Source organism: Clostridium sp. Marseille-Q2269 (assembly GCF_943736985.1).
In the GTDB taxonomy this organism is placed as follows: Bacteria; Bacillota; Clostridia; order Clostridiales; family Clostridiaceae; genus Clostridium_F.
The window spans coordinates 376,321-401,867 of record NZ_CALSFS010000002.1 but is presented as its reverse complement, the minus strand read 5'-3'; the positions used below and the strand labels follow the sequence as shown (position 1 = coordinate 401,867).

Genomic DNA, 25,547 nt, shown 5'->3' with positions numbered 1-25,547 from the left:
AATAATATTATATAAGGGTGTAAAAACCCTTATAAGGAGGTATAATATGTCTAGTTCAGGATTAATATTTATGATAACTGTATGGTTAATTATATTTATTTCAGCAATAAGTACTTTAAGGATTATAGCTAAAAATCAAAAATAAGTGTGGTGATTAAATGAAACAGGCTAAGATAGTTAGAAAAGATAAAATGGCTAGAGAAAGTAAAATAGTCAAAGATGATAAAATATTGAAAGACGTTAAAGTGATTAGAGAAGTATCATTTTACTATGCTTTAGTTAGTGCATTGTTTTTAGGGTTGGCTCCTCAATTTTTAGGATATATGTTTCCTATATTATTTATACTTCCTATATACTTAGGGCTTACAGGAATAAAAAGCAGGAAGAAAGTGGGTTACTATATAGCAATGGGATTAGTTCCACTATCAACTTCTGTAGCAGTACTTTGGATTAGATATGTATATTCTATAAAAGAAAATTTCAAAGGAGAATTTCTATCTATTGCCAGTAAATTTAGTATAGATATTTCTATGATAAAGACGATTACATTCATAGGCACTGTTTTTAGCTTTATACTTTTGATTTTAGCAATAATTCTGTTCGTAAAATTAATAAAAAATAGGCAAGTATTCGTAAATTATAAATAGAATATAAAAATAAAAAATGGACAAAATAATTCTATAACTTCCTCTGAAGGGAGATGAAAGTTATGGGAAGAAAAATGAAAAAAAGAACAGTAGAAAAAGCAGTAAACAATATGATGGATAGTGTAGAAAAAGGTTTCAAGAAAATTAATAAAGAAATGAAGAAGAAATAGAAAGAGTGTAGTACCAAGTAGATATTATATATTTGCTTGGTATATTTTTATGAGTTTAATAGAAATAATTTTGAAAATATAAATATAATGATAATGATTATTAAATAATTTAGTTGAAAAATAAAAAAACTCTTTTAAAAAACTTTGTTTAAGGGTACAATTAGAACAGAGGAAAAAAGGAGGTGAAGATCCTGGTAATTATTATCAGGAGATTTTATGAAAGATGAAAAAATAAATAGTTGTGGTTGCGGTTGTGGCCACGAAGAAGAAATAGAAAAAGATACTTGCGGTTGTGGTTGTGGTGATAACCATGAAGATCACTGCGGTTGCGGTTGTACAGATAGCCATGAGGATAATTGTGGTTGCGGATGCGAAGATGAAGAATGCGGTGATACAATTCTTGTAGACTTACAAGATGAAAATGGAAATGCTGTTACTTGTGAAGTAATAGAAGAATTTGAATATAAAGACAGCGTATATGCATTAGTACAAAATCCAGAAAATAATTCAGTATACTTATTCAGAGAAGAAGGTCAAGGGGATGAAGTTGAACTTGTTAACCCAGATGAAAAAGAATTTGAAGAAGTAACTGCTTACTACGAAAATTTACAATAATATTATAAAGGGAGTCTCTGTTATTTCAGAGACTCTTTTTAGATTTAGTAGTTTTTATTGTAATGCATATAATATAAGCAAATGATTAATTTGCATGAAGTTTATATTTACTATATTTAGGTAATTGTTATTAGGTATATGATTAAAAACATAATGGATTTTAGCTATATAACTAATAATAATTTTACAAATGATTATATACATATGTTTGTAATTATTTAAAATAAAGTTAAATTATTTTAAATTTTATATAGTTAATAATGTAATTTATAAGATTATAATAAATAAAAAGTGAATATATTATAAAAAATCACAAAATATATAGTATAATATAATAATACAGCTTATAAAAGAGGTGGTATATTGGAAAAGTTGGCAATATTTGATGTTGATTATACACTTACAAAGAAAGAAACGCTAATACAATTTTATAAATTTATGATTAAGAAGAAACCCTCTCTTATATTTCATGCTCCTAAAATAGTTATATCTGGACTTTTTTATGCTTTAAAAATATTTCAGGCAGGAAAGGCTAAAGAAATATTTATAGGGTTCATAGATGGCATAACTGAGGATGAAATGCAGAAATATGTAAAAGAGTTTTATGACCAAAAGTTAAGTAAAATACTATACAAAGATGCAATAAATACAATGAAAAAATTAAAGAATGAAGGATATAAGGTATATCTTATATCTGCATCTGCAGAATTTTATTTAAAAGAACTTTATAATATAAAAGAAGTAGATAAAGTAATTGGAACTGTATTTACACTTAAACAAGGAGCCTATAGACGAAAAATAATCGGGCAAAATTGTAAGGGAGAAGAAAAGGTAAGGAGACTTATGGAAGTTTTAAAAGAAGAAAATATAAAAGTAGACTTTAAGGCGTCTTATATGTTTTCAGATTCTTTAGCTGATTTACCCTTATTTAAATTGGTAGGTAAGCCTTATCTTATAAATGCAAAGAAAAAGTATAATAATATAGAAATACTTAATTGGAAGTAAAGTAAGCATTAATTTACAATGGATTTTTACTCCCTGTGGATTTAACATAAAAATATTTAAACAATTAATTTAATAGATAACATAAATATTATGCTATTTATAATAGATATAAATAGGGGGATGTATTAATGGAATGTTTTAATAATTTTTTTATAGAAGATAATAAAATAAAAGAAAGTAATTTATTTGAAGAAAAATGGATTAAAGAAGGTAAGTCTCTTTATGAAGTAATAAGAATAATAGATGGAGCGCCTTTATTTTTGAAAAGTCATCTAACTAGATTTTATAATTCTGCTAAGTTAGAGGGATTAAGTCTATGGTTAGATGAAAAAGACATAAGAGAAAAAATAAATAAGCTTATAGAAGTAAATAAAGTATCTATAGGCAACATAAAACTAATATTCAATTTTAATAAAACTAATAAATTTTTATGCTATTTTTTAAAACATAATTATCCAAAAGAATTAGATTATAAGGAGGGAGTAAAAACTATACTTTATCATGGAGAAAGAGAAAATCCAAATGCAAAAGTTATTAATATGGATTTTAGAAAAGTTGTAGGAGAAAAGATAAAAGAAGAAAAGGTATATGAAGCAATACTAGTTGATAGAAATGGATACATAACAGAAGGAAGTAAATCTAATATATTTATGATAAAAGATGGTAAGGTAATAACAGCCCCAGTAGAAAAAGTATTACCAGGAATAACAAGACAAAATATAATAGATGTATGCAAAAAATTGAATTTAAAAATTAAGGAAGAAAAAGTTTATTATAAAGACATAGATAAATTAGATGGATTATTCATATCAGGAACATCACCAAAAGTTTTACCTATAAAGTCTGTAGATAACATACAGTTTAAATCTTCAGAAAACCAACTAATAGTAAGAATTATGAAAGGCTACAATGATGCTATGGAGAAGGATGTAAAAGATTACAAAAAATAAATGGTACTAATTAAAAATTAAATTGATATTAATATTTTGTTAGTAAAATAATATAAAAAAACATGAATATATTGATAAAATATTTAATAGAAAATATAATTCTAAATTAGAATACATTATATTTGAAGATTTTGTAGTATATAAGCAAATAAATTATAAATTACAACATAGAATTAGGAGTAGAAAGTTTAAGATTATGTTAAATATAAGTTTGGAAAGAATAAGGTTTGGAGTGTTAAGATTTGGAGAACTATACAGTAAAAAAGGTTCTTAATAATAATGTAATAATAGCAAATTGGCGAGATGAAGATGCAATACTAGTAGGAAAAGGTATAGGTTTTAATTGTAAAAAAGGAGAAATACTTTCTAAGGACAAAATAGAAAAGGTTTATATAAAAACTACTTCAAAAATGGCAGAAAACTATAATAAAGTTTTAGATAACATAGATAATAAAATAGTTGGTATTTCCGAAGAAATAATAAGTTTTTCCGAAAAATATTTAAATACAAAATTAAATGAAGGAGTCCATATCTCTTTACCAGATCATATAAATTTTGCATTAAGAAGAATAGAAAAAGGAATAAACATAGAAAATCCTTTTTTAGAAGAGTTAGGTATAATTTATCCTAAAGAATATAAAATAGCTATGAAAGCTCTTCAAATGATAAATAACAGATTAAGTGTTAATCTCCCTAAAGATGAAGCTGGTTTTATATGTCTTCATATAAGGGCCGGTATTACCAAACAACAAGTTTCAGAATCATTAGCATATACTAAAAAAATAAGTAAAGTAATGGAACTTATCTCTAAGTTAAAGGGTAGACCTTTAGACAAAAACTCACTTTCTTATGTAAGAACTTTAACTCATTTAAACTTTATGATAGAAAGAGTTAAAGAAAATAAAACTATAAAAAATGAACTATTAGATAGTATAAAAGAAGAGATGAAAAGTGAGTTTGGTATTGCAATAAAAGTAGCCATGCTTATAGAAAAATTATTTCAGATAAACATACCAGAAGACGAAATAGGATATATTGCATTGCATTTAAAAAGGATAGGGCAATATTAATATATATTAAATATATAGTTTAAAAACCTTGCAAAAGCAAGGTTTTTAAACTATAAGCTGGCTTAAGGATGGTGTATAAAGATGAAAAATGTTTTAACTATTCTTCAAAAGATAGGCAAGTCTTTAATGCTTCCAGTATCTGTACTACCTGCAGCAGCTTTGCTTTTAAGATTAGGGTATCCAGATCTTTTAAATAATTTATATATGTTAAAAGCTGGGGATGCTATATTTAGCAATCTTCCCTTAATATTTGCTATAGGAGTTGCTATAGGAATTTCAGATGGAGAAGGAATAGCTGCATTAGCTGCAGTAGTAGGTCAATTAATATTACAAGGCATATTAAATGTGGGAAGCTCAAAGGCAGCTAAAGAAGTAGCTTCAAGAATAGCAGCTGATAGAAATATGACCTTACAAAGTTTTATGAATACTAAATACTATGAAGAAGTATTAAGAAATACTAATATAGACCTGGGGGTTTTTGGTGGTATAGTAATAGGAATAATAGCAGCTATAATATACAATAAATATAAAAATATAAAATTACCTAATACTATAGGATTTTTTGGTGGGAAAAGATTTGTTCTTATTTTTACAGCAATAATATCCTTTGCTTTTGGCATGATGAATTTAGTAATATGGCCAGAGATACAAAAAAATATTGATACTTTTGCTAGGTTTGCGACTACGTCTCCGCTAGGACCAGCATTTTATGCGGCGGGAAAAAGACTTTTAATTCCACTGGGACTGCATCATATGTATTATCCACCTTTCTTGTATCAATTCGGAAACTATGTAGACCCTAGTGGAGTTAAATATTTTGGGGATTTTTCAAGGTATTTTCATGGAGACCCTACTGCAGGAGTTTTTATGGCATCAGAATTTCCCATATTAATGTTTGGACTTCCAGGAGCGGCAATAGCTATGATTTTTGCAGCAAAAAAAGAAAATAGAAGAAAAACTTGCAGTATAATGTTATCTGCTGCGTTAGTATCATTTCTTACAGGAATTACAGAGCCTATAGAATTTGCTTTTATATTTGTAGCGCCTATGTTATTTGTATTTCATGTTGTGGCTGCTTTTACTTCTGGAATCATAACAAGTATTTTTAATATAAGATTAGGATACACTTTTTCTGCTTCTTTTATAGACTATGTTTTAGGATATAAATTTTCACACAATGGTATTTTAATATTTCCTATTGGTTTATTTTATTTTTTTATATATTTCATAGTATTTAATTATGTGATAAATAAAAGAGATATAAAGACTCTAGGTAGAGATGGTATAATATTGAAAGAAAATAAGGAAATAAAAAGTAATGAGAAAGCAGCTATGATATTACAAGCATTAGGAGGAGAAAAAAATATAAAAAACTTGGACTGTTGCATAACTAGACTTAGAATAGCTTTAAATAATGAAAAAAAATTAGATAGGACATATTTAGAAAAAATAAATTTACCGGGACTGGTACAAACAGGCAGTGTAGTACAAATAATATTAGGTACAGAAGCTGAAAATATAAAATATAATATAGAACAAATAATTAAAAATGGAGTAAATCCTAAACAAGTAATAGAATATGAGAGAGCACTTAAATTAATAAACCCAATTGATGGAGAAATACTTCCTTTAGAGCAAGTTCCAGATGAAGTTTTTTCAGAAAGGCTTTTAGGAGATGGATTTGCTATAAGACCGTGTAAAAATAAAGTGTATGCTCCTATTGATGGGACTATAAAATTTTTATTTCCTAGTAATCATGCTATTGTAATAGAAAATGAAGAAGGTATAGAAATTTTACTACATATAGGTATAGATACAGTAGATCTTAATGGAAAGGGATTTAAAGCTTATATAGAAGAAAAACAAAAGGTTAAAAAAGGAGAACTTTTATTAAGCTATGATAAAGATTTTTTAGAAAGAGAAGCCAAGAGTTTAATATCTCCTATAATAATAACAAATTTGAATGAAAATGGAGAAATAAAAATAGAGTATGGTTATAAAAAAGAAAAAGAAATAGTAGCTTATATTAAAAATTAACATAAAAATTATTAAATTTATATACAATATAATAATTATTTTATAATTATTGTCTATATTATTTATTAAATATTACGAAAATAATAAAAGAATACATTTGAGACGCAGGTATATTATTGTCATTGTAAATAATTGAAATAAATTGTAATAAATTATTACATGATATAAAATATAGATATATAACTGTATTTTAAATCTTTATATTCCTTAAAATAGGGGGCGGATAATAAATTTAAGGGGGATTATTATGAAAAAGACAATCTACAGTTGTTCCACATTGGATAAATGTATAAACAAAGCTTGTAAGGAATTAGGAATAGAAGAAGAAAATTTAAATTATGAAATTATAGAAGAGAAGCAAGGATTTTTCATGAAGAAGACAACCATATTAGTTGATGGAAAAGAAGAAGTGATTAATGAAAAACATATGAATTCTCATATAGAAAATAATGAACAAGAAGATATAAAAGTTAACGAAATAGAAAAAAATGAAGAAGTGAAGAAAAATAATGGGAAGGTAAAAGTAGTTCATAACAAAGTGATAGTTACCAACCCTAAAGATGGCGGGAACCCAGCAGTTATAGCTCCAGGAGATAATATAATAATATTAGTGGATGGAGAAAGAATAAAATCTAAGGAAGCAGTATTTGAACAAAATAAAATAGAATTGATTTTTGAAGAAATTAAAGCTCATAGAGAACTAAATATTGAAACAAATAAAGATAATATGGAAGCTTATATTTCAGTAACTTATAGACCAGAGATAAAGTATGAAGTAAAGGATATAGAGGAAAAAGATTATTTAATATTAAGTTCTTTTAAGATAGAAGAAAATGATCCGCCACATTATACAAAAGAAGAAATTAAAGAAGCTTTGGGGAAAATGGGTATAGTTTATGGAATAGTAGAAGAGAACTTACAACAATGTACAAAAAATAATTGTATAGAATTATTAATAGCTAGAGGAAAAGAAACTATTAATGAAGAGGACGAAATTATAGAGATAAAATTCACCACAGACAGTAAAGAATTAAAATTAGAAGAGGATAAAACCGGAAATGTAGATTTTAAAAGTATAGGATCTATAGAATCTGTTAAACCAGGAGATGTATTGGCTGTAAGAAAAAAAGGTAAAGAAGGACAAGATGGAATTGATATAAAAGGCATAATAAAAAAATATAAACCAGGAAAGAGAATTATATTAAAGCCTGGTCAAGGCAGTACTTTAATAGACCAGGATACCATAGTAGCTGTTATAGAAGGAAAGCCCTGCGTAAAATCTAATGTATTTTATGTATATCAAGTTCATGAAGTTAAAGGTGATGTAGATATAAGTACAGGAAATATAAAATTTATAGGAGATGTAGTGGTACAAGGCTCCGTAAAAGAAGGCATGAAAGTAGAAGCAGGGAACTCTGTAGAAATAAAGAAACATGTAGAAAGAGCAGAAATTATTTCTAAGAGTAATTTAAATATACAAGGTAATATAATAAATTCTAATATATATGGTGGTGGAGAAGATACCGTAAAAGTAATGGTGGTAAATAAATTAGAAAAACTAAGAGGAATTCTTACAGAATTAATTTCAGCTGTGGAGGAAATAAAAAGATTTAATCTACTTGGAGAAGGAAAAAAAGATGGAGAGATAATAAAAATATTAATAGAGAATAAATTTAAGGGATTAACTAAGGTATGTATAGCCATAATGGCTAATATAAACATGTGTAGAATTGATGATAAAGAAGATGAAATCGTAGGAGTCATAAGAAAAAAATTAATAGGACTAGGTCCTGTTCATATAAAGAATTATGGAGAATTAGAAAAAATAGTAAGTCTTATAGATGAAAAAATAAAGATGTGTAAAGAAAGAATATCATTACCTGTTAATGTTAACATTAGTTATTGCCAAGATTCTAAGATACAAAGTACAGGAGATATTTACATAACAGGTAAGGGTGAATATATATCGAAACTAACAAGTAATAATAATATTTACTTTACTAAAGAGGATAGTGTAGCAAGAGGCGGGCACATAATAGCTAGAAATGAAATAAGATGTAAAGAGGTAGGTAGCGAAGCTGGAGTTATTACCAAACTACAAACTTTACAAAAGGGACATATATATGTGGATGTAGCATATCAAAATACCATATTTATTATATGGGATAGAGAGTATTTGTTAGAGACACCAAGCAGAAATATACACGCTTATTTAGATAAAAAAGGAGAGATTCTAGTAGAAAAGTTTGTATTATAGGAGGTTATTTTAGTAATGGATATAAATGAAGCTAAAGTATTAATATTTAAAGTAAATAAAGAATATTATGCAGCAGATATAATGGAGATAGAAAGAATACTAGGTTATGAAGAACCTACAAATTTGCCTGATGCTGCAAGTTTTGTTAAGGGAGTTATAAACTATGAGGGCAAAATATTACCTGTAGTTTCTCTTAGTAGAAAATTTAATTTAAAAGAAGAAGAAATTAAAAATGAAGCTAAAATAATAGTAGTTAAAGAAGAAGAAAATAAATTAGGCATAATAGTTGATGTAGTTTCAGAGGTTAAAGATATAAAAGCTGATAATATAGAGGAACCACCAGAAATTGTATCAGATATATCAAGGAGATATATAAAAGGATTAATAAAAATAGAAAATCAAATAATAATATTTTTAAATTTATCAACTATACTAACAGAAGAAGAAAAATCAATGATATAGTTGAGGGAGTAATTGTATGGATATGAAAGATATAAAAGTGGGTATTGCAGATTTAAATGTAGGTAAGAATCCAGATAAGATAATAACTGTAGGACTAGGTTCCTGCATAGGCATAGCCTTATATGATGGGGGAAAATGTGTAGGAGGACTTTCACATATAATGCTACCAGACAGTACCCAGTTTAATAAGGTTACAAACCCTATGAAATTCGCAGATTTAGCCATACCTATATTGATAGAGAAAATGACAAAATTAGGAGCAAGGAAAAATGGATTAAAAGCTAAAATATGTGGTGGAGCTTCTATGTTTAATTTTTCAGATAAAAGTATGGTTATGGATATAGGAAATAGAAATGGTAAAGCAGTAAAAGAAAAATTAAAAGAGCTATCTATACCTTTGATGGGGGAAGATATAGGAGGTAACAAAGGAAGAACCATGATATTTGATACCTCTACGGGAAAAGTATATATAAAAACTGTAGGCTTAGGAACAAAGGAAATATAGATAAGTTATTGGAGTGATTCATTTGAATAAAATTAGAGTTTTAGTTGTAGATGACTCAGCTTTAATGAGAAAAATAATATCAGATATGATAAATGAAGAGAATGATTTGGAAGTAATAGATACTGCCAAGAATGGAGAGGATCTTTTAGAAAAACTAAAAAAAATAGAACCAGATGTAATAACATTAGATGTAGAAATGCCTAAAATGGATGGAATAGAAGCTTTAGTAAACATTAAAAAACTTTATAAAGATATACCAGTAATTATGCTTAGTAGTTTATCTAAAAAAGGTGCAGGTTTAACTATGGATTGTCTTCAAAGGGGAGCTTTTGATTTTGTCCCTAAGCCATCAGGCGTTATATCATTAGATATAAATAAAGTAAAAGAAGAGTTAATAGAGAAAATAAGAGCAGCTAATAATATTATAAAAAATAATTATACTTCAGATATATTAAAAGTAGACGAAAAAAATAATGTTAAAAAAGAGGAAGAAAAAAGATATTCTATAAAAAATATTTCTTCTTCAAAAAAAATAGAAGCTGTAGTTATAGGAGCTTCCACAGGTGGACCCAAAGCTCTATATTCTGTAATAACAGCTTTGCCGGAAAAAATAGATGTTCCAGTGTTTGTAGTTCAACATATGCCAAAAGGATTTACAAAAGCTTTTTCAGAAAGGTTGAATTCTAATAGTAAATTGAAAGTTGTAGAAGCAGAGGATTTACAAACTATAGAAAAAAACACTGTTTATGTAGCTCCAGGAGGCTTCCACATGGAAGTAGGAAAAGATAAAAGAATTCATTTAAATTTAGAACCAACCCTTTGGGGTGTAAGACCTGCTGTGGATAAGTTGTTTAAGTCAGCATCTAAGGTTTATGGCAGTGCCCTAATAAGTGTAGTTTTAACTGGTATGGGAAGAGACGGAGCAGATGGGACAGCCTACATAAAAGATAGAGGGGGTATAACTATATCAGAGGATGAATCTACTTGCACTATATATGGTATGCCTAAAGCAACTTATGAAACAGGAAAGGTGGATTTTGTGGTACCACTTTATGATGTTGCAGATACAATACTGAAAAATATTTAATTTTGGAGGTAACTATGGATTTAGAATATTTTCAAGAGTGGGTATTAAAGGATTTTGGAATAAATCTAAAGGCTTATAAGCAAAATCAACTTCAAAGAAGAATATTGAGTTTAATGTCAAGGGTTGGAGTGAATTCTGTAGAAGAATATATCAGTCTTTTAAAAAAAGATAAAGATCAAAGAATAAAATTCTTAGATTTTATTACTATAAATGTATCTGAATTTTTTAGAAATCCAGAAATATTCGATGAATTAGAGAAAAAAATAAAGTCAGAACTTTTAAATAAAACATCAGGAACTTTAAAAATCTGGAGTGCAGCTTGCTCTATTGGTGCAGAGCCTTATTCTTTAGCTATGATAATGGATGAACTATCACCTAGTAAAAAGCATAAAATAATAGCTACAGACTTAGATATGACTATACTTAAAAGGGCCAAAGAAGGTATATACACTCAGGCTGAAATTAAGAATGTAAAACGAGAAAGATTAGAAAAGTACTTTGAAAAAGCAGAAGAAAAATATAAAATAAAATCATCTGTAAAAAGTGTGGTTACATTTAAAAAACATGACTTAATATTGGACAATTATGAAAGAGATTTTGATCTCATAGTTTGTAGAAATGTAGTTATATATTTTAATCAAGATATAAAGGATGATATATATAGGAAGTTTTCAGAGTCACTAAAAAAGGGAGGATTACTTTTTGTAGGAGCCACAGAAAGTATATATAACTATAAAGACTATGGTTTTGACAAGGTATCTACATTTATATATAGAAAAATATAAGGGGGAGATAACATGGATACATCACAATATATGTCAATGTTCTTAGAAGAATCTATGGACAATTTACAAACATTAAATGACTCCTTACTTCAGTTAGAACAAGAGCCTGATGATATAGATAAGTTAAATGAAATATTTAGAGTTGCTCACACAATAAAAGGAATGGCAGCTACTATGGGTTTTAATGAAATGGCAGAGTTAACTCATAAAATGGAAGATGTACTTTCTAATTTTAGAGAGGGAGATTTAAAAGTAACTCAAGATGTAGTTACTGTACTTTTTAAATGCCTAGACACTTTAGAACAAATGGTAAATAATATATCAGAAGAAGTAGATGAAAAAGTGCCTATAGATCATATAATAGAAGAATTAGAAAGGGCAGCAAATGGAGATATAGCTACAGATGAGCAAAAAAAAGAATCTGTAGAAGAAAAAGAACTTGAAAAAAATATAATTATACCACTTAATGAGTATGACTTAAATGTAATAAAACAAGCAGAAGATAAGGGATTTAATGCTTATGAAATAAAAATAGTACTAAGTGAAGCTACACTTTTAAAATCTGCCAGAGCTTTTTTAATATTTAAAAACTTAGAAGAATATGGAGAAATAATAAAATCTATACCTGGAGCAGAAGATATAGAAAATGAAAACTTTGATTTTGAAATAGATTTAGTATATTTAACTACTAAAGATAAGCAGGAAATTTATGATATTTTAACAAATATATCTGAAGTAGATAATATTATGATCGATAATGTAAATATGCAATCAAAAAGAGAAGAAAAAATAGAAAGTAAAGAAGTAGAAGAAAAAGTAAAGGAACAAATAAATAATATAAATACAAAAAAGAGAGAAGAAGATATTGTAAATAGAAATGATAAAGCAGATGGAAATAAATTAAAAGCTAATAAAAACACAGAAAAACCAAGGGAAAATAATCATAAGAAGGCTCATCAATCTGTAAGAGTAGATTTAGAAAGACTAGATAAATTTATGAATATGGTTTCAGAACTTGTAATCCATAGAACTAGATTGGAGCAAATAAGTACTAATCATAAATTAACAGATTTAAATGAAACCTTGGAACAAGTAGCAAGAACTACTTCAGATTTACAAGATCTAGTTATGAAAATAAGAATGCTTCCTTTAGATATAGTATTTAACAGATTCCCAAGAATGGTTAGAGACCTTTCTGTGGAATTAGATAAAGAAATGGAACTTATAGTACAAGGAGCAGACACAGAACTAGACAGAACAGTAATAGATGAAATTGGAGAACCTCTAATTCATTTAATAAGAAATGCAGCGGATCATGGTGTAGAACCAAGAGAAGAGAGAATAAAAAAAGGAAAAGATCCTGTAGGTAAAATAAGATTAATAGCCTATCAAGAAGGAACAAAGGCTGTTATAAAAGTAGAAGATGATGGTAGCGGAATACCTTTAGAAAAAGTCAAAGCTAAAGCAGAAAAAGTAGGTATAAATACTGAAGGAATGTCAGATAATGATATAAAAAATTTAATATTTGCCCAAGGATTTAGCACCAACGAAGCTGTAACAGACATATCCGGCAGAGGAGTTGGTATGGATGTAGTTAAAACTAAGATTACTGCTTTAGGTGGTACTGTAGATCTTATAAGTGAAGAAGGAAAAGGATCTTCTTTTATCATAAGACTCCCTTTAACATTACAAATAATACAAGCCCTTTTAGTTAAAGTAGGTAGTGAAACTATGGCTATATCCTTAGGATATATAGATAGAGTAATAGATTATGATAAAGATATAGTAAAGAAAACCAATAATAAGGAAGTTATAATATATAGAGGTAATGTTATACCTTTTGTTAGAGTAAATGAAAAATTAGGTTTAGAAGAATCACAGGATGATAAAAAGTATATAGTAATAGTTAAATCTGGTGAAAAAACTGTAGGACTTTTAGTAGATGGTCTTTTAGGTCAAAAAGAAATAGTTATAAAGCCATTTGGAAAGACATTACAAGGTCTGAAAGAATATATAGGAGCAACTATATTAGGAGATGGACTTGTAACATTAATCTTAGACGTGGCAGCGTTAGTATGATAAAATCTCATAGGAGGGCTTATATATATGGATTACAATAGTATGACTCCTCTTCAGTTAGATGCACTTAAGGAAGTATCTAATATAGGTACAGGAAATGCGGCTACAGCATTATCACAACTTTTAGGTAGAAAGATAGATATGAATGTACCTGATATAAATATAGTTCCTTTTGAAGAGGTAATGTCAGAAATAGGAGATGAGAAAGTAGCTGTAGGGGTATTAGTAAGAGTATTAGGGGATACTCCAGGCAATATATTATTTGTATTTGAAAAAAGTACAGCATTAGATTTAGTTCATAGATTAACTGGCATGCAAGAAGAAGAATTAAGTGAGATGGGAAATTCAGTAATGTGTGAAATAGGAAATATAATATCCGCTTCATATATGAATGCTATATCCAAATTCACTAATTTAACCATAACACCATCCGTTCCAGCAATATCCTATGATATGCTAGGGGCAATATTGTCCACTACTTTTATAGAAGCAGGACAATACAATGAGCATGTTTTGGATATTGAAACTGTATTCAAAGAGGACGGCTCAGAAATAAGTGGGCATTTTTATTATATACCAATGCCTGGTTCATTAGAAAAAATATTAAATACATTAGGAGTAAGTTAATTTGTATTAATTTGGAGGGAAAAGAAAGATGGCAAAAGTATTAATCGTTGATGACGCTGCATTTATGAGAATGATGATAAAAGATATATTAGAGAAAAATGGATTTGAAGTGGTAGGAGAAGCTAATAATGGATTAAAAGCTGTAGAACTATATAAAAAAGAGCAACCAGATGTAGTAACTATGGATATAACTATGCCAGATATGGATGGAATAGAAGCAGTAAAGGCCATAAGAGAATTTGATGCTTCTGCAAAAATAATAATGTGTAGTGCTATGGGACAACAAACTATGGTTATGGATGCAATAAAGGCAGGAGCAAAAGATTTTATAGTAAAACCATTCCAAGCAGATAGAGTTTTAGAAGCTATAAAAAAGGTTGTAGGATAGTATATTAAATTAAACAGATATAATTTTTTAGGAATTTAAAATTATAAGTGCATTAGGCCAGTATCTTAATGCACTAATAATTTATTTTGAAAGGAGGATTTCCTTTGCAAGTTGTAATATTTAAATTAAATAATGAACAGTTTGCAGTTCAAACTGATAAAATTCAAAGTATAAATGATTCTATGGAAATAACCAAGGTTCCTAAGGCTCCAAGTCATATAAAGGGTCTTATAAATTTAAGAGGGAATATTATATCACTTTTGGATATAAATCTTTTATTGGATATACCAAAGGAAGATGAGGGACAAAATAATATAATAATATTAGAAATGGAAGATGAATTAGTAGGAATATCTGTAGATGATGTATACGAAGTTTTAGATGTGGAAGAGAATTTAATAGAAAGATCCTCAGATGAAAGAAAAAAAGAATATATAGAAGGAATAATTAATTTTCAAGATAGAATAGTAACATTAATAGATATAGATAAACTATTATAATTCTGAAAAAGGAAATGAGGGAAATATATGGCAGAAGTATTATCCCAGGGTGAAATAGATGCCCTTTTATCTGCTCTATCTTCAGGAGAAATAACACCAGACGAGGTTCCCAAAGAAGAGGAAAAACAAAAAGTAAAACCTTATGATTTTAAAAGGCCTCAAAAGTTCTCAAAGGATCACATAAGAACTTTAGAGCTTATACATGATAATTATGCAAGAATAATATCAAATTATTTAACAGCTCAAGTTAGAAGTAATGTGAAAGTTAAGATAGAATCAGTTCAGCAGATAACTTATGAAGAATTTATTCACTCTGTGCCAAATCCAACAATTTTAACTATATTTAAGATGCCACCTTTAAATGGTTCTATATTATTTGAGACAAATCCCCAATTTGTATTTCAAATGATAGATGTACTTTTAGGCGGTACTGGTAATGGAAACTACAAAATGAGAGAGTTTACAGATATAGATAAAAATATAATGAAACAAATAAACACAGGACTTATAACAAATTTAAAATTAGCTTGGGAAGATGTAATGGAAGTAGATGTTGAAATAGAAAGCTTAGAAACCAATCCAGCTTTAAATCAAACATTAGCTCCAACAGAACCTGTAGCTTTAATAACTTTCTCTGTAGAAATGGGAAAAAGCAATACGTTTATAAATATTTGTATACCATATTTGAGCATAGAAAAAGTTTTAGATAAGCTAGTAGTTCAATACTGGTTTAGAGAAAATGATGAAGAATCCATGGAAGAATCTTCATCTAAAATAAAAGAAAGAATAAATATAGTTAATATGGAACTAACTGCTGAGCTAGGAAGAGCTTTAGTTACAGTAGAAGAATTTTTAAGATTGTCTGTAGGAGATGTGGTAACCTTAGATAGCAAGGCTGAGGAACCTGTCCGCTTATTAATAGAAAAAGAACCAGCGTATTATGCTAAACCAGGAATTGTAGGCAAGAATATAGGGCTACAGATACTAGATCAAATAGATAAGGATGTGGAAAGTTATGAGTAACGGGTTTCTTTCACAGGAAGAAATAAATGCTCTTCTAAATGGAGAGGGAAGCCAAGAGGAGGAAGAAAAAAAAGAAACAACAGATAATGAATTACCTGATCTTACAGATCTTGAAAAGGATCTTTTAGGAGAAGTAGGAAATATATCTATGGGTTCAGCCTCCACAGCGCTTTCAACTATAATAAATCAGCAGGTAAATATAACAACACCTGTAGTAAGTGTAACAACTTTAAAAAAATTAAAAAATTCTTTTGAAATTCCTAATATAGCCTTAGAAGTTAAATATACTAGTGGTATAGTAGGAGAAAACCTATTAGTCATGAAAATTGACGATGCCTCAGTAATATCAAACTTAATGATGGGTGGAAATGGGATTGTTGAAGGAGAAATAAAAGAACTATCAGAAATAGAAATAAGTGCTGTATCAGAAGCTATGAACCAAATGATAGGTTCAGCAGCTACATCTATGGCTACTATGTTTGCAAGAGAAGTTAATATATCACCACCACTATCAAAGATTTGGTCAGATTTAACAGCCCCTCTAGCTGAGGGAATAAGCGATGATGAACCGGTGGTTCTAGTATCTTTTTCTTTAAATATAGGAGAATTAGTAGATAGTAATATAATGCAACTATTACCTATGAAAACAGCTAAAAAAATAGTTGGAATTATGATGGGAGAAGAAGACATCGAAGAATCAGAAGAACAAAATAACCCAACTCCAGCACCAGCTGTAGAAGAAAAAAAATCCACTAAAGTAGAGGCGGCAACAAAATCAGCTCCAAAACAAGAAATTGTATATGAAAAACCAATAGAAAGAGAAGCACCAAAGGTAGAAGTAAAGCAAGCTTCTTTTGAACCGTTATCTACAATGGAATCTGCAACTACTATGCCTAATAACATAGACTTAATACTAGATGTACCACTTCAAATATCTGTGGTATTAGGAAGAACAAAAATGAATGTAAAAGATATATTAAATTTAGGTAATGGCTCACTAATAGAATTAGATAAATTGGCAGAGGAACCAGTAGAAATACAAGTCAATGGTAAAAAAGTAGCCTATGGAGAAGTGGTTGTAGTAGATGAAAACTTTGGTGTAAGAATAACTAGTATAGTTAGTAATAAAGAAAGAATAAAATCTTTAGGAAAATAAAAAAATATAAATTATTCTAGTTAAGAGAAAGTATTATTAAAATAATTGGAATATAAAAGCTATGAATTTATAAATATTATATTTGTAAATTCATAGCTTTTTTATTTAAATAAGAGTGCAAATTATATTAAATTTTTATGTTTGTTTATTCATTAATCTATACTTTGGCATAAAAAATATAATATAATAAGCTGTGTGTTTGTAGGAGTTTCATTAGAAATAAATTTGTATATAATGATAATAATATAAATGAAAGATAGATAGAGTATATTACTGAAATTTTAATACGATTAATTTTACAATTAAAGCAGAAAAATAGAGGGACATTGATGAATAAAAAGCCAATTTATTAGATCTAAAGGGTATAAACCTTAATACAACCTTTTCGATAATAGTAATACAACAAGGGAGACGCATAATAAAACCACAGTTGATTGTAGGTTAAAAATATATTTGGGAGTGTATATATATGAAAATAAAGGGTGTAGGTATAACAAATAGTATAAATGCTTACAATGCTAACAAAAAAATAAATGGAAAAGAAGAAGTAAAAGCAATAAAAGATAAAATAGAAATATCAAAACTGGGTAAAAGTCTAATTACTTATTCTTTAAATGATAAATTTTTAAATGAAAAGGAAAGATTAGATAGAATAAATGAAATAAAACATAAAATACAAAAGGGTACTTATAAAGTTGATTCAAAACTAGTAGCAGAAAAATTATTAAAGAATATTAAGGAGAAGCTTTGATGGAAGATAAAATAAAAGAGTCATTAATAGAAGAAATAAAAGTGCTAAAGGAACTTTTATTTCTTCTAGAGGATCAACATAAATTTGTTTCATATAAGAAAACTTTTGAAATGGACAAAATAGCTATAGATATAGAAGAAAAATGCAAAGAATTAGCTAAAAAAGAAATGAATAGACGTAATCTAATAGGAGATAAATCTATGAAGGAAATTATAACTAATACAAAAGATGAAGAGTTAAAAGGTGTATATAAAGAAGCTACAAATATATTAGATGAGATAAAACTTCAAAAAGATAGTAATGATATGTTAATAAGGCAGGCTATATCATTAACCACTAATATATTAACTATACTGAATCCAGATAGGACACCTAAAACCTATGGACCCTATGGGACACGATAAAATAGGCAGGACAAAAGGCTATAAGCCTTAAATAGTCTTTGCCTATTTTTATACAAAATATTAATAAATATTAATTCCCTATAGATAGTTATTATACATTAACTTTCCATAAAGATTTACAAATATTCACCACATATAATTAATAGATATATGGCACATATGTAGAAGTTTTAATTTTTGTTAAAGTATTTTGAACTAAATAATTATGAATAGATAATATTAAAGCTTTTACAGTGCAATTACGAAAATAAAGATAGAAAGAAATAGACAGGGAGATGAGAGAAATGTCCGGATTATTCGGAACTTTGAATATAGGTAAAAGTGGTATGTTTGCACAACAAGGAGCAATAAATACCACATCCCATAATATAGCTAATGCAAACACAGAAGGATACTCAAGACAAAGGGTAGAACTTCAAACCACAAGACCTTATTGTAAACCAAGCATGAATAGTGCTGCAGGCCCAGGACAAGTAGGTACAGGAGTTCAAATTGCAGCCATAAATAGAGTGAGAGATAGCTTTTTAGATTATCAAACAAGAGTAGAGTTAGGAATACAAGGTCACTTTTCAAGCAGAAACAAATTTTTATCTCAAATAGAGAATATATTAAAAGAACCCACAGATGTAGGGATATCAACCCTATTTGGAAAGTTTTTTAGTTCATGGTATGATTTAGGGATTAATGCTCAAACTTCTAATGCCAGATCTGTAGTAATGGAGCAAGCATCAGCTTTAGCCAATGAATTAAACCATACTTTTAATGAGCTTTCACAATTAAAAGGAAATACTCAAATGGAAATACAACAAACAACATTTGAGATTAACAGTATGATAGATCAAATAAATCAAATAAATCAGGAAATAACACAGGTTAAAGTAGCTGGACAGCAACCAAATGATCTAATGGATAGAAGAGATTTATTATTAGACAAGTTAAGTGAAAAGTTTGGTATAGAAATAGAAAAAGAAAACTTTCAAGGAATAGATTTAACTACTTCAAACCATGCAATGGACTATCAAGATAGAACATCTACATATGGTGGTGAACCACCTATAGTAGATGGGAGTAGTGCTAATCTAGTACAAAGAATGAATCCAGAAAGCGTGTACAGATTTTCTTATATAAAAGATATTAAACCAAGTGCATCAAATCCAAATCCTATTAAATTAGGTGAGCCAGGTAAATATGAAATAACATATTATGTGGGAGCAGATACAAAATCTGAAAGTAATAAGAGGACAATTACAGTTGAAATAGGAGGAAAACTTTCAAACCCACCAACTGATGGAGAATTGGAAGAAGCACAGAAACAATATAGAAGATTAGATGAAGGAAGAGTTCTTTGGACAGATAAAGATGGCAATCCTATAGTTGTTAATAATAAAAATGAATTAGAAAAAAAATGTACCACAGATAAAACTACAGGAAATGTTAGTTGGACTGGAGGGACAATATATCTAGACAAAGATTCGGGCTTAAAATTATTTGAACCACCTTCAGGAGAATTAAGAGGGCAAATGTCTGTACAGCAGGACATAGATGCTTATCAAGATCAATTAAATAGACTTGCAAAAGGCTTAGCTCTTTCTGTAAATGCTATTTATACCCAAAGCTTAGATGCCAATGCTCCTAAAGATGGAACAGTTAATTTCTTTGTCAATAATAATGATAGTGATCAAAAGAATCCAACAACCAGTGAAATGGAAATTGAAGCAGGAAATATAACAGTAAATAAAATTATAAAAGAAGATCCTATGAAAATAATTACAGGAGTATCTCCAACTTCTGGAGAGGGAGACGGAAATAGAGCTTTAGCAATAGCACAACTAAAAGATATATTTATGGGTATACAAGGAATAGATAAAAATACAGATAGACAAAGTTTCTTAAAAAATGGAAATGAAAGTTTATTTAAAGAAAATGAAGAATTTCAGTTTAATGGAAAGAATTTATACACAATACAGAAAAACACCAAAGGAATGACCATAGATACTTATTTTAATGATATTATAGGTGGCCTTGGAGTAGATGAAGGAGAGGCTCAAAGAATGGTTAAAAATCAAGCAGTAGTATTAGCTGGATTTCAACAATCTAGAGATTCTGTATCAGGTGTATCTTTAGATGAAGAGTTCTCTAATTTAGTACAGTTTAATCATTGTTATCAAGCAAATGCAAAAATAATAAGTACTGTAGATCAATTGTTAGATGTAGTAATAAATGGATTGAAAAGATAAAGGGGAAGGTGTTAAGTTTTGAGAATAACAAATAGAATGATGGCAAATTCATTTTTAACAGATATGAATAATAATTTGCAAAATCTAGATAAAATTAGAAAGCAATCTACTTCAGGTAAGAACTTTTCTAAGCCATCTGATGATCCATCAGGAGTTATAAGGAGTATGCAACTCTATACAGGTATAGATGCTAATAAGCAATATAATAAAAATATAAATAATGTAATAAATTGGTTGGATGTTACGGATACAGCACTAGGGCAAGTAGAAAACCAAATAGGGTCAATAAGAGATAAATTATTTGGTGGAGGTAATCCAGGATATGGACCAACAGAAAGAAAAGCTTTGAAAGACGAGATAAATGGGATTATAGGCAGTATGTCTCAAAGCTTAAATACTACATTTGATGGTAAATATATATTTTCAGGCACAAGAGTTACAGCAAAACCTACAAATATACAGCAGAATGGCGGAAATAATGAAATAATATATTTGAGTAAAGATGGTAAGACTGAGATAAAAAAAGGTGATAATGAATATATTCAAATACAAGCCGATTTAAAGACTGAAATATCCGAAGGGGTAATTATGGAATATAATGTAGGGGCTACAGAAATTCTAGAAGGTGGAGGCGTAAATTTAATACAAGTCTTAAAAGATATAGTAACTCATTTAGATAGTAACGATGAAAAAGAAGTAAGTAAATTATATAATGAAGATTTAGGAAATATAGATAAAGCTTTAAATAATGTACTCAAAATAAGATCAGAAGTAGGGGCTAAGCAAAATAGAATGGATTCAGCTAAAAAAATGAATGAAGAGACTAATTTTAATATGACAGAAATTTTATCAAGTGTAGAGGACATTGATATTGTGGAAAAAAACATGGAATACGCAGTACTGCAATCTGTATATATATCATCTCTTCAGATGAGTGCAAAAGTATTACAACCTACACTTATGGATTATTTAAGATAAAACAGAAGTTATTCAAATAATATATTTGTGTAAAATGATGAATTTTCCTATTGAAAGTGAGGTAAATATGAATTTAAATACTAAATATTATGGGTGCATAAACTATGAAAAAAAAGATGTGATCCATTTTGAAAAAGGTATACCAGGATTTGAAGAATTAAGAAACTTTATATTGTTTCCTGTAGAAGATAATGAAGTGTTTTCAGTTTTTCATTCTATAGAAAGAGAAGATATAAGTATTATAGTGACTTCTCCTTTTAATATAAAAGAAGACTATGAGATCAACTTAGAAGAAGAACAAAGAAAAAATCTTAAAATAGAAAATGAAAAAGATGTGTTAGTTTTAAATACAGTTACCTTAAATTCGGATATAGACAAAATAACAGCAAATTTAAGAGCGCCAATTATTATAAATATAAAAGAAAATATAGGGGAACAAATAATAATAAATAGTGATAAATATTCTATAAAATATCCACTATTTAAGGAGGAAACTCAATGCTAGTTATAACTAGAAAAAAAGGAGAATCTATCTTAATAGGAGACGACATAGAAATAACTGTGGTCAAATTAGATGATGGTTCTGCAAAATTAGCTATAGATGCCCCTAAAAAATTAACTATACTAAGAAAAGAGCTTTATAATGAAATTCAGGAAGAAAATAAAAAAGCTACTAATTTTAATCCTTCTATTTTAAAAGATTTAAAAAATAAATAAAAGGAAGTGTAACACATGGAAGTAAAAGTTATAGGTCAAGGAAGACCGCAATTAGACAATCTTGAAAATATAGTTATGGGCACAGATTCGGATATAAATTCTGAAAATGTAAAATTAAGTGATAGCGATAATAATTTAGATAAAGTGAGTACAGAACATGTTAAAGATTCTGTGGATAAATTAAACAAATTATTAGAGGAAAAAGATATACGATTAGAATATGAAATATATGGTAAATTCAGAGACTTAACCATAAGATTAATAGATAACAAAACACAGGAAGTAATAAAAGAGATACCACCTAGAAAAATAATTGATATGGTAGCAAAACTATGTGAAATGGCCGGAGTATTAATAGATGAGAAAGCATAGTATTTCTAAATGGAAAATCACATTATTTTAAATTTTACAAGGTGGTGTATTTATGGAATTTAAATTAAATAAAATAGATTTACAAGTAAGAGATAGAATTAAAGAACAAACCAAAGAGGGGAAAGTTCATTCGAAAAAAAATATAACCATAAATAAACAACACAGAGATAATAATTCAAAGGATAAAAGCTTCTATGAACAACTAAAAAAGCAAAGAGAAAATAAGAACAAAAATATAAAAGTAAAAGCAACAAAATATGTTAAAAGTGAAAACTTGGATATAGAAGCTACAAAAGAAGAAATGGAAGGAAAACCAATCATAGTAGGAACTATAATAGATGCAAAAAAATAATTTTCAATTTTCCAATATAAGAGGAAGGTGTATTTAATGTATACAGCTAATGCATACAATACTTATAAAAATAACAGTGTTAATTTTGCTTCAAAGGATCAACTGCTTTTAATGCTAGTGGATGGGGCTGCAAAATTTTCTAAGATAGCAAGACAAGCTATTTTAGATAAAGATGTAGTAAAGGTTCATGAAAACTTAATAAAAACTCAGGATATATTTTATGAATTAATGACTACTTTAGATGTAACCCAGGCAGGAACTTGGGGAGAACAGCTTATGTCAATTTACGAATTTATAGTTAGAAGGCTTGGAGATGCTAATGTAAAAAAGGATATAGATATAGTGGATGAAGTTATTCCATTAATAGAAGATATAAGGGATACATGGTACCAAGCTTATAGATTATCTAAAGAAAGTAAATAAAGGGGTGTAATTATGGGTAATGATTTATTAGGAGTAAGTGCAAGTAATAGATTAAGAATTACAGGAATGGCGTCAGGACTTGATGTAGATGGTACAATTAAGAAAATGTTAGAGGTAGATAAAATTAAAATAAATAGAGTTGAGCAAGATAAACAGATATTAACTTGGAAACAAGATATATACCAAAAAATAATATCAGAGGCAAAAGAAGTTCAAAACTCATATTTTGATATTTTAAAAGAAAATTCTATGCTGAAATCTAGTAATTTTTTTGACTTTAATACTAAAATTTCTGACCAAGACCAAGGTTATGTAAAAGCAGTGGCTGGTAAAGGTGCCAAGGAAGGAACTTATAGTATACAAATTTCAAGAGTTGCTAAAAGTGCTCTAAAACAGGGAAGAACTTTAAATACACAAGTAGAAGTTAATGATGTTTTAAATTTGGCTAGTAAAACTATAAAAATAAATGGTGAAAATATAACAATACCATCTAAATCAACACAAACCAATCCAACTGAAATTGAAAATACATCAGATGTGGCAGCGTATTTAAATAATCAAATAAGTAGTAATTCAAATTTGGCAGGAAAAGTTTCAGTATCTTATATAAAGCAAGATGGGAAAGAATATATAAAATTTAATAATTTAACCTCTAATAGTGTGACTATAGATGGAACTTCTATAGATCCAAATTTAAGTGGAAGGATAAAAAGTGTATCATCCTCTGAAAAATTAGGTTCAAATGGTGATTTTACAATAACATATAAAAACGAAACAGGAAAAGAGATAAATAAAGCTATTCATGTAGATACGGATGATAGTATAGAAGATGTTATAGATAAAATAAAACAAGATGAAGATTTAAACGGAAAAGTTATAGCAGGATTTGATTCCTATACAGGAAAATTCAGCATATCAACATCAAAAACGGGAAGTTCTCAACAAATAAAAATTACAGGAGATAAGAATGTTTTAGATTCTTTCGGAATGGTAGAGGATACTGGATTTAACATGGGGGAGAGTGCATCAGTAAAAGTTACAGATCCAGAAGGAACTGTCATATCCACAATATCAGAAAGTAATGTTATAGAAATGTCTGGAGTTACTTATACAATATCATCTAAAACACCGTCAGAAGTTAAAATAAGTGTAACCAGAGATATAGATAAAACCTTTAATAGAATAAATGAATTTAGAGAAAAATATAACAAATTGGTAGGAAATATACAAGATAAAATTTCTCAAAGAAGACAGTATGATTATAAGCCATTAACAGAAGAACAAAAAAAAGACATGACAGAAGATCAAATAAAGGCCTGGGAGGAAAAAGCTAAAGAAGGAATATTAAAAAATGATGATAACTTACAAAGAATGCTTAGAGATTTAAGAGGAGGATTTTTTGATAAAATTGAAAACTCACCTATGTCATTTAATAGAAAAGATTTAGGACTTGATACAAGTAGTTCTTTAAAAGAGTATGGACAAATTAAGTTTACTTTAGGGGGAGAAGAAAAATTAAAAAAAGCCCTAAAGGAAAGACCAGAAGATGTTTTTGAATTGTTTAATAAAACCTATGAACTTACAGAAGAAGATAGTAAGAAAACCCTAAAGGAACAAAAAGAAATAATTTATAATAATTCTGGAATATTTCAAAGAATAAATAATATATTACAAGATAATATTGGGAAACCTGGAAGTGTACTAAATGATGCTATACTTACTAAATATGCTAATAAGCAAGAGGATAAAAGTTATTCTGGAACAGCAGGAGGGGACAGCATTCCGGATCAAATATATAGAAAAGATAAAGTAATAAAGAGTCTTGAAGAAAAGATGAAAGATAAACAAGAACAACTATATATGAAATTTTCAAGGCTTGAAAGTGTTATGAATAACTATAATTCACAAATGGCATGGCTTTCTCAACAATTTGGTGGAGGAACAATGTAA

General features: G+C 28.2%; 27 protein-coding genes. All 27 read left to right on the top strand.

The features are described from left to right. Positions 1-158 precede the first annotated feature (158 nt). The 27 genes from NGI68_RS05875 to fliD all read left to right on the top strand — a co-directional run bounded on the left by NGI68_RS05875 (position 159) and on the right by fliD (position 25,547). Positions 159-647, top strand: coding sequence for a hypothetical protein (locus tag NGI68_RS05875; protein ID WP_251860557.1), 489 nt, complete (start codon positions 159-161; stop codon positions 645-647). 386 nt (positions 648-1,033) lie between these two features. After that, on the top strand, positions 1,034-1,432 hold the full coding sequence (locus NGI68_RS05870) for a DUF1292 domain-containing protein (RefSeq protein WP_251860556.1): 399 nt from the start codon (positions 1,034-1,036) through the stop codon (positions 1,430-1,432). 363 nt (positions 1,433-1,795) lie between these two features. After that, positions 1,796-2,437 carry an HAD-IB family hydrolase gene (locus tag NGI68_RS05865; RefSeq protein WP_251860555.1) on the top strand — a complete coding sequence of 214 codons (642 nt, stop codon included), beginning with the start codon at positions 1,796-1,798 and terminating at the stop codon, positions 2,435-2,437. Positions 2,438-2,565: 128 nt separating this feature from the next. Continuing rightward, on the top strand, positions 2,566-3,387 hold the full coding sequence (locus NGI68_RS05860; RefSeq protein ID WP_251860554.1) for an aminotransferase class IV: 822 nt from the start codon (positions 2,566-2,568) through the stop codon (positions 3,385-3,387). Between the two features lie 242 nt (positions 3,388-3,629). Then, positions 3,630-4,457, top strand: a complete 828-nt coding sequence (locus NGI68_RS05855) for a PRD domain-containing protein (RefSeq protein ID WP_251860553.1) — start codon at positions 3,630-3,632, stop codon at positions 4,455-4,457. A gap of 81 nt (positions 4,458-4,538) precedes the next feature. After that, positions 4,539-6,494 carry a glucose PTS transporter subunit IIA gene (locus tag NGI68_RS05850; protein WP_251860552.1) on the top strand — a complete coding sequence of 652 codons (1,956 nt, stop codon included), beginning with the start codon at positions 4,539-4,541 and terminating at the stop codon, positions 6,492-6,494. A gap of 247 nt (positions 6,495-6,741) precedes the next feature. Beyond that, a complete protein-coding gene (locus NGI68_RS05845) occupies positions 6,742-8,751 on the top strand; it encodes a flagellar assembly protein A (protein WP_251860551.1) in 2,010 nt (669 codons plus the stop codon). Positions 8,752-8,766: 15 nt separating this feature from the next. After that, positions 8,767-9,213: a chemotaxis protein CheW gene (locus tag NGI68_RS05840; RefSeq protein ID WP_251860550.1), complete on the top strand. Its 447-nt coding sequence runs from the start codon at positions 8,767-8,769 to the stop codon at positions 9,211-9,213. Between the two features lie 16 nt (positions 9,214-9,229). Then, positions 9,230-9,718, top strand: a complete 489-nt coding sequence (locus NGI68_RS05835) for a chemotaxis protein CheD (protein ID WP_251860549.1) — start codon at positions 9,230-9,232, stop codon at positions 9,716-9,718. Positions 9,719-9,740: 22 nt separating this feature from the next. Continuing rightward, positions 9,741-10,805, top strand: a complete 1,065-nt coding sequence (locus NGI68_RS05830) for a protein-glutamate methylesterase/protein-glutamine glutaminase (RefSeq protein WP_251860548.1) — start codon at positions 9,741-9,743, stop codon at positions 10,803-10,805. Between the two features lie 14 nt (positions 10,806-10,819). Continuing rightward, positions 10,820-11,590 (top strand): CheR family methyltransferase, encoded by a 771-nt coding sequence (locus NGI68_RS05825; RefSeq protein ID WP_251860546.1) that lies wholly within the window; start codon positions 10,820-10,822, stop codon positions 11,588-11,590. A gap of 12 nt (positions 11,591-11,602) precedes the next feature. After that, complete coding sequence (locus tag NGI68_RS05820; RefSeq protein WP_251860544.1) at positions 11,603-13,669, top strand: chemotaxis protein CheA; 2,067 nt, start codon at positions 11,603-11,605, stop codon at positions 13,667-13,669. A 27-nt stretch (positions 13,670-13,696) separates the two neighbouring features. After that, positions 13,697-14,296: a chemotaxis protein CheC gene (locus NGI68_RS05815; protein WP_251860542.1), complete on the top strand. Its 600-nt coding sequence runs from the start codon at positions 13,697-13,699 to the stop codon at positions 14,294-14,296. A 28-nt stretch (positions 14,297-14,324) separates the two neighbouring features. After that, entirely contained in the window at positions 14,325-14,684 is a 360-nt protein-coding gene (locus NGI68_RS05810; RefSeq protein ID WP_251860540.1) for a response regulator, read from the top strand. A 104-nt stretch (positions 14,685-14,788) separates the two neighbouring features. Beyond that, on the top strand, positions 14,789-15,184 hold the full coding sequence (locus NGI68_RS05805) for a chemotaxis protein CheW (protein WP_251860538.1): 396 nt from the start codon (positions 14,789-14,791) through the stop codon (positions 15,182-15,184). 27 nt (positions 15,185-15,211) lie between these two features. Then, a complete protein-coding gene (fliM, locus tag NGI68_RS05800) occupies positions 15,212-16,207 on the top strand; it encodes a flagellar motor switch protein FliM (RefSeq protein ID WP_251860536.1) in 996 nt (331 codons plus the stop codon). Beyond that, positions 16,200-17,363, top strand: coding sequence for a flagellar motor switch phosphatase FliY (gene fliY / locus NGI68_RS05795; RefSeq protein WP_251860535.1), 1,164 nt, complete (start codon positions 16,200-16,202; stop codon positions 17,361-17,363). The genes fliM and fliY overlap by 8 nt, the downstream gene beginning before the upstream one ends. Before the next feature lie 469 nt (positions 17,364-17,832). Continuing rightward, positions 17,833-18,114 carry a flagellar biosynthesis anti-sigma factor FlgM gene (locus tag NGI68_RS05790; RefSeq protein ID WP_251860533.1) on the top strand — a complete coding sequence of 94 codons (282 nt, stop codon included), beginning with the start codon at positions 17,833-17,835 and terminating at the stop codon, positions 18,112-18,114. After that, positions 18,114-18,518, top strand: a complete 405-nt coding sequence (locus tag NGI68_RS05785; RefSeq protein WP_251860532.1) for a flagellar protein FlgN — start codon at positions 18,114-18,116, stop codon at positions 18,516-18,518. Before NGI68_RS05790 ends, NGI68_RS05785 begins: the two co-directional genes overlap by 1 nt. A gap of 284 nt (positions 18,519-18,802) precedes the next feature. Then, positions 18,803-20,755 carry a flagellar hook-associated protein FlgK gene (gene flgK, locus NGI68_RS05780; protein ID WP_251860531.1) on the top strand — a complete coding sequence of 651 codons (1,953 nt, stop codon included), beginning with the start codon at positions 18,803-18,805 and terminating at the stop codon, positions 20,753-20,755. A gap of 18 nt (positions 20,756-20,773) precedes the next feature. Continuing rightward, the gene (gene flgL / locus NGI68_RS05775) at positions 20,774-21,733 is read left to right on the top strand and encodes a flagellar hook-associated protein FlgL (RefSeq protein WP_251860530.1); all 960 of its coding nucleotides are present in this window, start codon (positions 20,774-20,776) and stop codon (positions 21,731-21,733) included. Between the two features lie 67 nt (positions 21,734-21,800). Continuing rightward, entirely contained in the window at positions 21,801-22,238 is a 438-nt protein-coding gene (gene fliW, locus NGI68_RS05770) for a flagellar assembly protein FliW (protein WP_251860529.1), read from the top strand. Continuing rightward, positions 22,232-22,450 carry a carbon storage regulator CsrA gene (csrA, locus tag NGI68_RS05765; protein ID WP_251860528.1) on the top strand — a complete coding sequence of 73 codons (219 nt, stop codon included), beginning with the start codon at positions 22,232-22,234 and terminating at the stop codon, positions 22,448-22,450. The genes fliW and csrA overlap by 7 nt, the downstream gene beginning before the upstream one ends. Before the next feature lie 15 nt (positions 22,451-22,465). Beyond that, the gene (locus NGI68_RS05760; protein ID WP_251860527.1) at positions 22,466-22,822 is read left to right on the top strand and encodes a flagellar protein FlaG; all 357 of its coding nucleotides are present in this window, start codon (positions 22,466-22,468) and stop codon (positions 22,820-22,822) included. A gap of 52 nt (positions 22,823-22,874) precedes the next feature. After that, on the top strand, positions 22,875-23,174 hold the full coding sequence (locus NGI68_RS05755) for a hypothetical protein (protein WP_251860526.1): 300 nt from the start codon (positions 22,875-22,877) through the stop codon (positions 23,172-23,174). 36 nt (positions 23,175-23,210) lie between these two features. Further along, complete coding sequence (gene fliS, locus NGI68_RS05750) at positions 23,211-23,597, top strand: flagellar export chaperone FliS (RefSeq protein WP_251860525.1); 387 nt, start codon at positions 23,211-23,213, stop codon at positions 23,595-23,597. A 12-nt stretch (positions 23,598-23,609) separates the two neighbouring features. Then, positions 23,610-25,547, top strand: coding sequence for a flagellar filament capping protein FliD (fliD, locus tag NGI68_RS05745; protein WP_251860524.1), 1,938 nt, complete (start codon positions 23,610-23,612; stop codon positions 25,545-25,547).

What these genes read in the sequence shown, in the direction of transcription:
- NGI68_RS05875 (WP_251860557.1), top strand. Translation starts at nt 159, where the DNA reads ATGAAACAGGCTAAGATAGTTAGAAAAGATAAAATGGCTAGAGAAAGT.
- NGI68_RS05870 (WP_251860556.1), top strand. Translation starts at nt 1,034, where the DNA reads ATGAAAGATGAAAAAATAAATAGTTGTGGTTGCGGTTGTGGCCACGAA.
- NGI68_RS05860 (WP_251860554.1), top strand. Translation starts at nt 2,566, where the DNA reads ATGGAATGTTTTAATAATTTTTTTATAGAAGATAATAAAATAAAAGAA.
- NGI68_RS05850 (WP_251860552.1), top strand. Translation starts at nt 4,539, where the DNA reads ATGAAAAATGTTTTAACTATTCTTCAAAAGATAGGCAAGTCTTTAATG.
- NGI68_RS05845 (WP_251860551.1), top strand. Translation starts at nt 6,742, where the DNA reads ATGAAAAAGACAATCTACAGTTGTTCCACATTGGATAAATGTATAAAC.
- NGI68_RS05840 (WP_251860550.1), top strand. Translation starts at nt 8,767, where the DNA reads ATGGATATAAATGAAGCTAAAGTATTAATATTTAAAGTAAATAAAGAA.
- NGI68_RS05835 (WP_251860549.1), top strand. Translation starts at nt 9,230, where the DNA reads ATGGATATGAAAGATATAAAAGTGGGTATTGCAGATTTAAATGTAGGT.
- NGI68_RS05825 (WP_251860546.1), top strand. Translation starts at nt 10,820, where the DNA reads ATGGATTTAGAATATTTTCAAGAGTGGGTATTAAAGGATTTTGGAATA.
- NGI68_RS05820 (WP_251860544.1), top strand. Translation starts at nt 11,603, where the DNA reads ATGGATACATCACAATATATGTCAATGTTCTTAGAAGAATCTATGGAC.
- NGI68_RS05815 (WP_251860542.1), top strand. Translation starts at nt 13,697, where the DNA reads ATGGATTACAATAGTATGACTCCTCTTCAGTTAGATGCACTTAAGGAA.
- NGI68_RS05810 (WP_251860540.1), top strand. Translation starts at nt 14,325, where the DNA reads ATGGCAAAAGTATTAATCGTTGATGACGCTGCATTTATGAGAATGATG.
- fliM (WP_251860536.1), top strand. Translation starts at nt 15,212, where the DNA reads ATGGCAGAAGTATTATCCCAGGGTGAAATAGATGCCCTTTTATCTGCT.
- fliY (WP_251860535.1), top strand. Translation starts at nt 16,200, where the DNA reads ATGAGTAACGGGTTTCTTTCACAGGAAGAAATAAATGCTCTTCTAAAT.
- NGI68_RS05790 (WP_251860533.1), top strand. Translation starts at nt 17,833, where the DNA reads ATGAAAATAAAGGGTGTAGGTATAACAAATAGTATAAATGCTTACAAT.
- NGI68_RS05785 (WP_251860532.1), top strand. Translation starts at nt 18,114, where the DNA reads ATGGAAGATAAAATAAAAGAGTCATTAATAGAAGAAATAAAAGTGCTA.
- flgK (WP_251860531.1), top strand. Translation starts at nt 18,803, where the DNA reads ATGTCCGGATTATTCGGAACTTTGAATATAGGTAAAAGTGGTATGTTT.
- fliW (WP_251860529.1), top strand. Translation starts at nt 21,801, where the DNA reads ATGAATTTAAATACTAAATATTATGGGTGCATAAACTATGAAAAAAAA.
- csrA (WP_251860528.1), top strand. Translation starts at nt 22,232, where the DNA reads ATGCTAGTTATAACTAGAAAAAAAGGAGAATCTATCTTAATAGGAGAC.
- NGI68_RS05760 (WP_251860527.1), top strand. Translation starts at nt 22,466, where the DNA reads ATGGAAGTAAAAGTTATAGGTCAAGGAAGACCGCAATTAGACAATCTT.
- NGI68_RS05755 (WP_251860526.1), top strand. Translation starts at nt 22,875, where the DNA reads ATGGAATTTAAATTAAATAAAATAGATTTACAAGTAAGAGATAGAATT.
- fliS (WP_251860525.1), top strand. Translation starts at nt 23,211, where the DNA reads ATGTATACAGCTAATGCATACAATACTTATAAAAATAACAGTGTTAAT.
- fliD (WP_251860524.1), top strand. Translation starts at nt 23,610, where the DNA reads ATGGGTAATGATTTATTAGGAGTAAGTGCAAGTAATAGATTAAGAATT.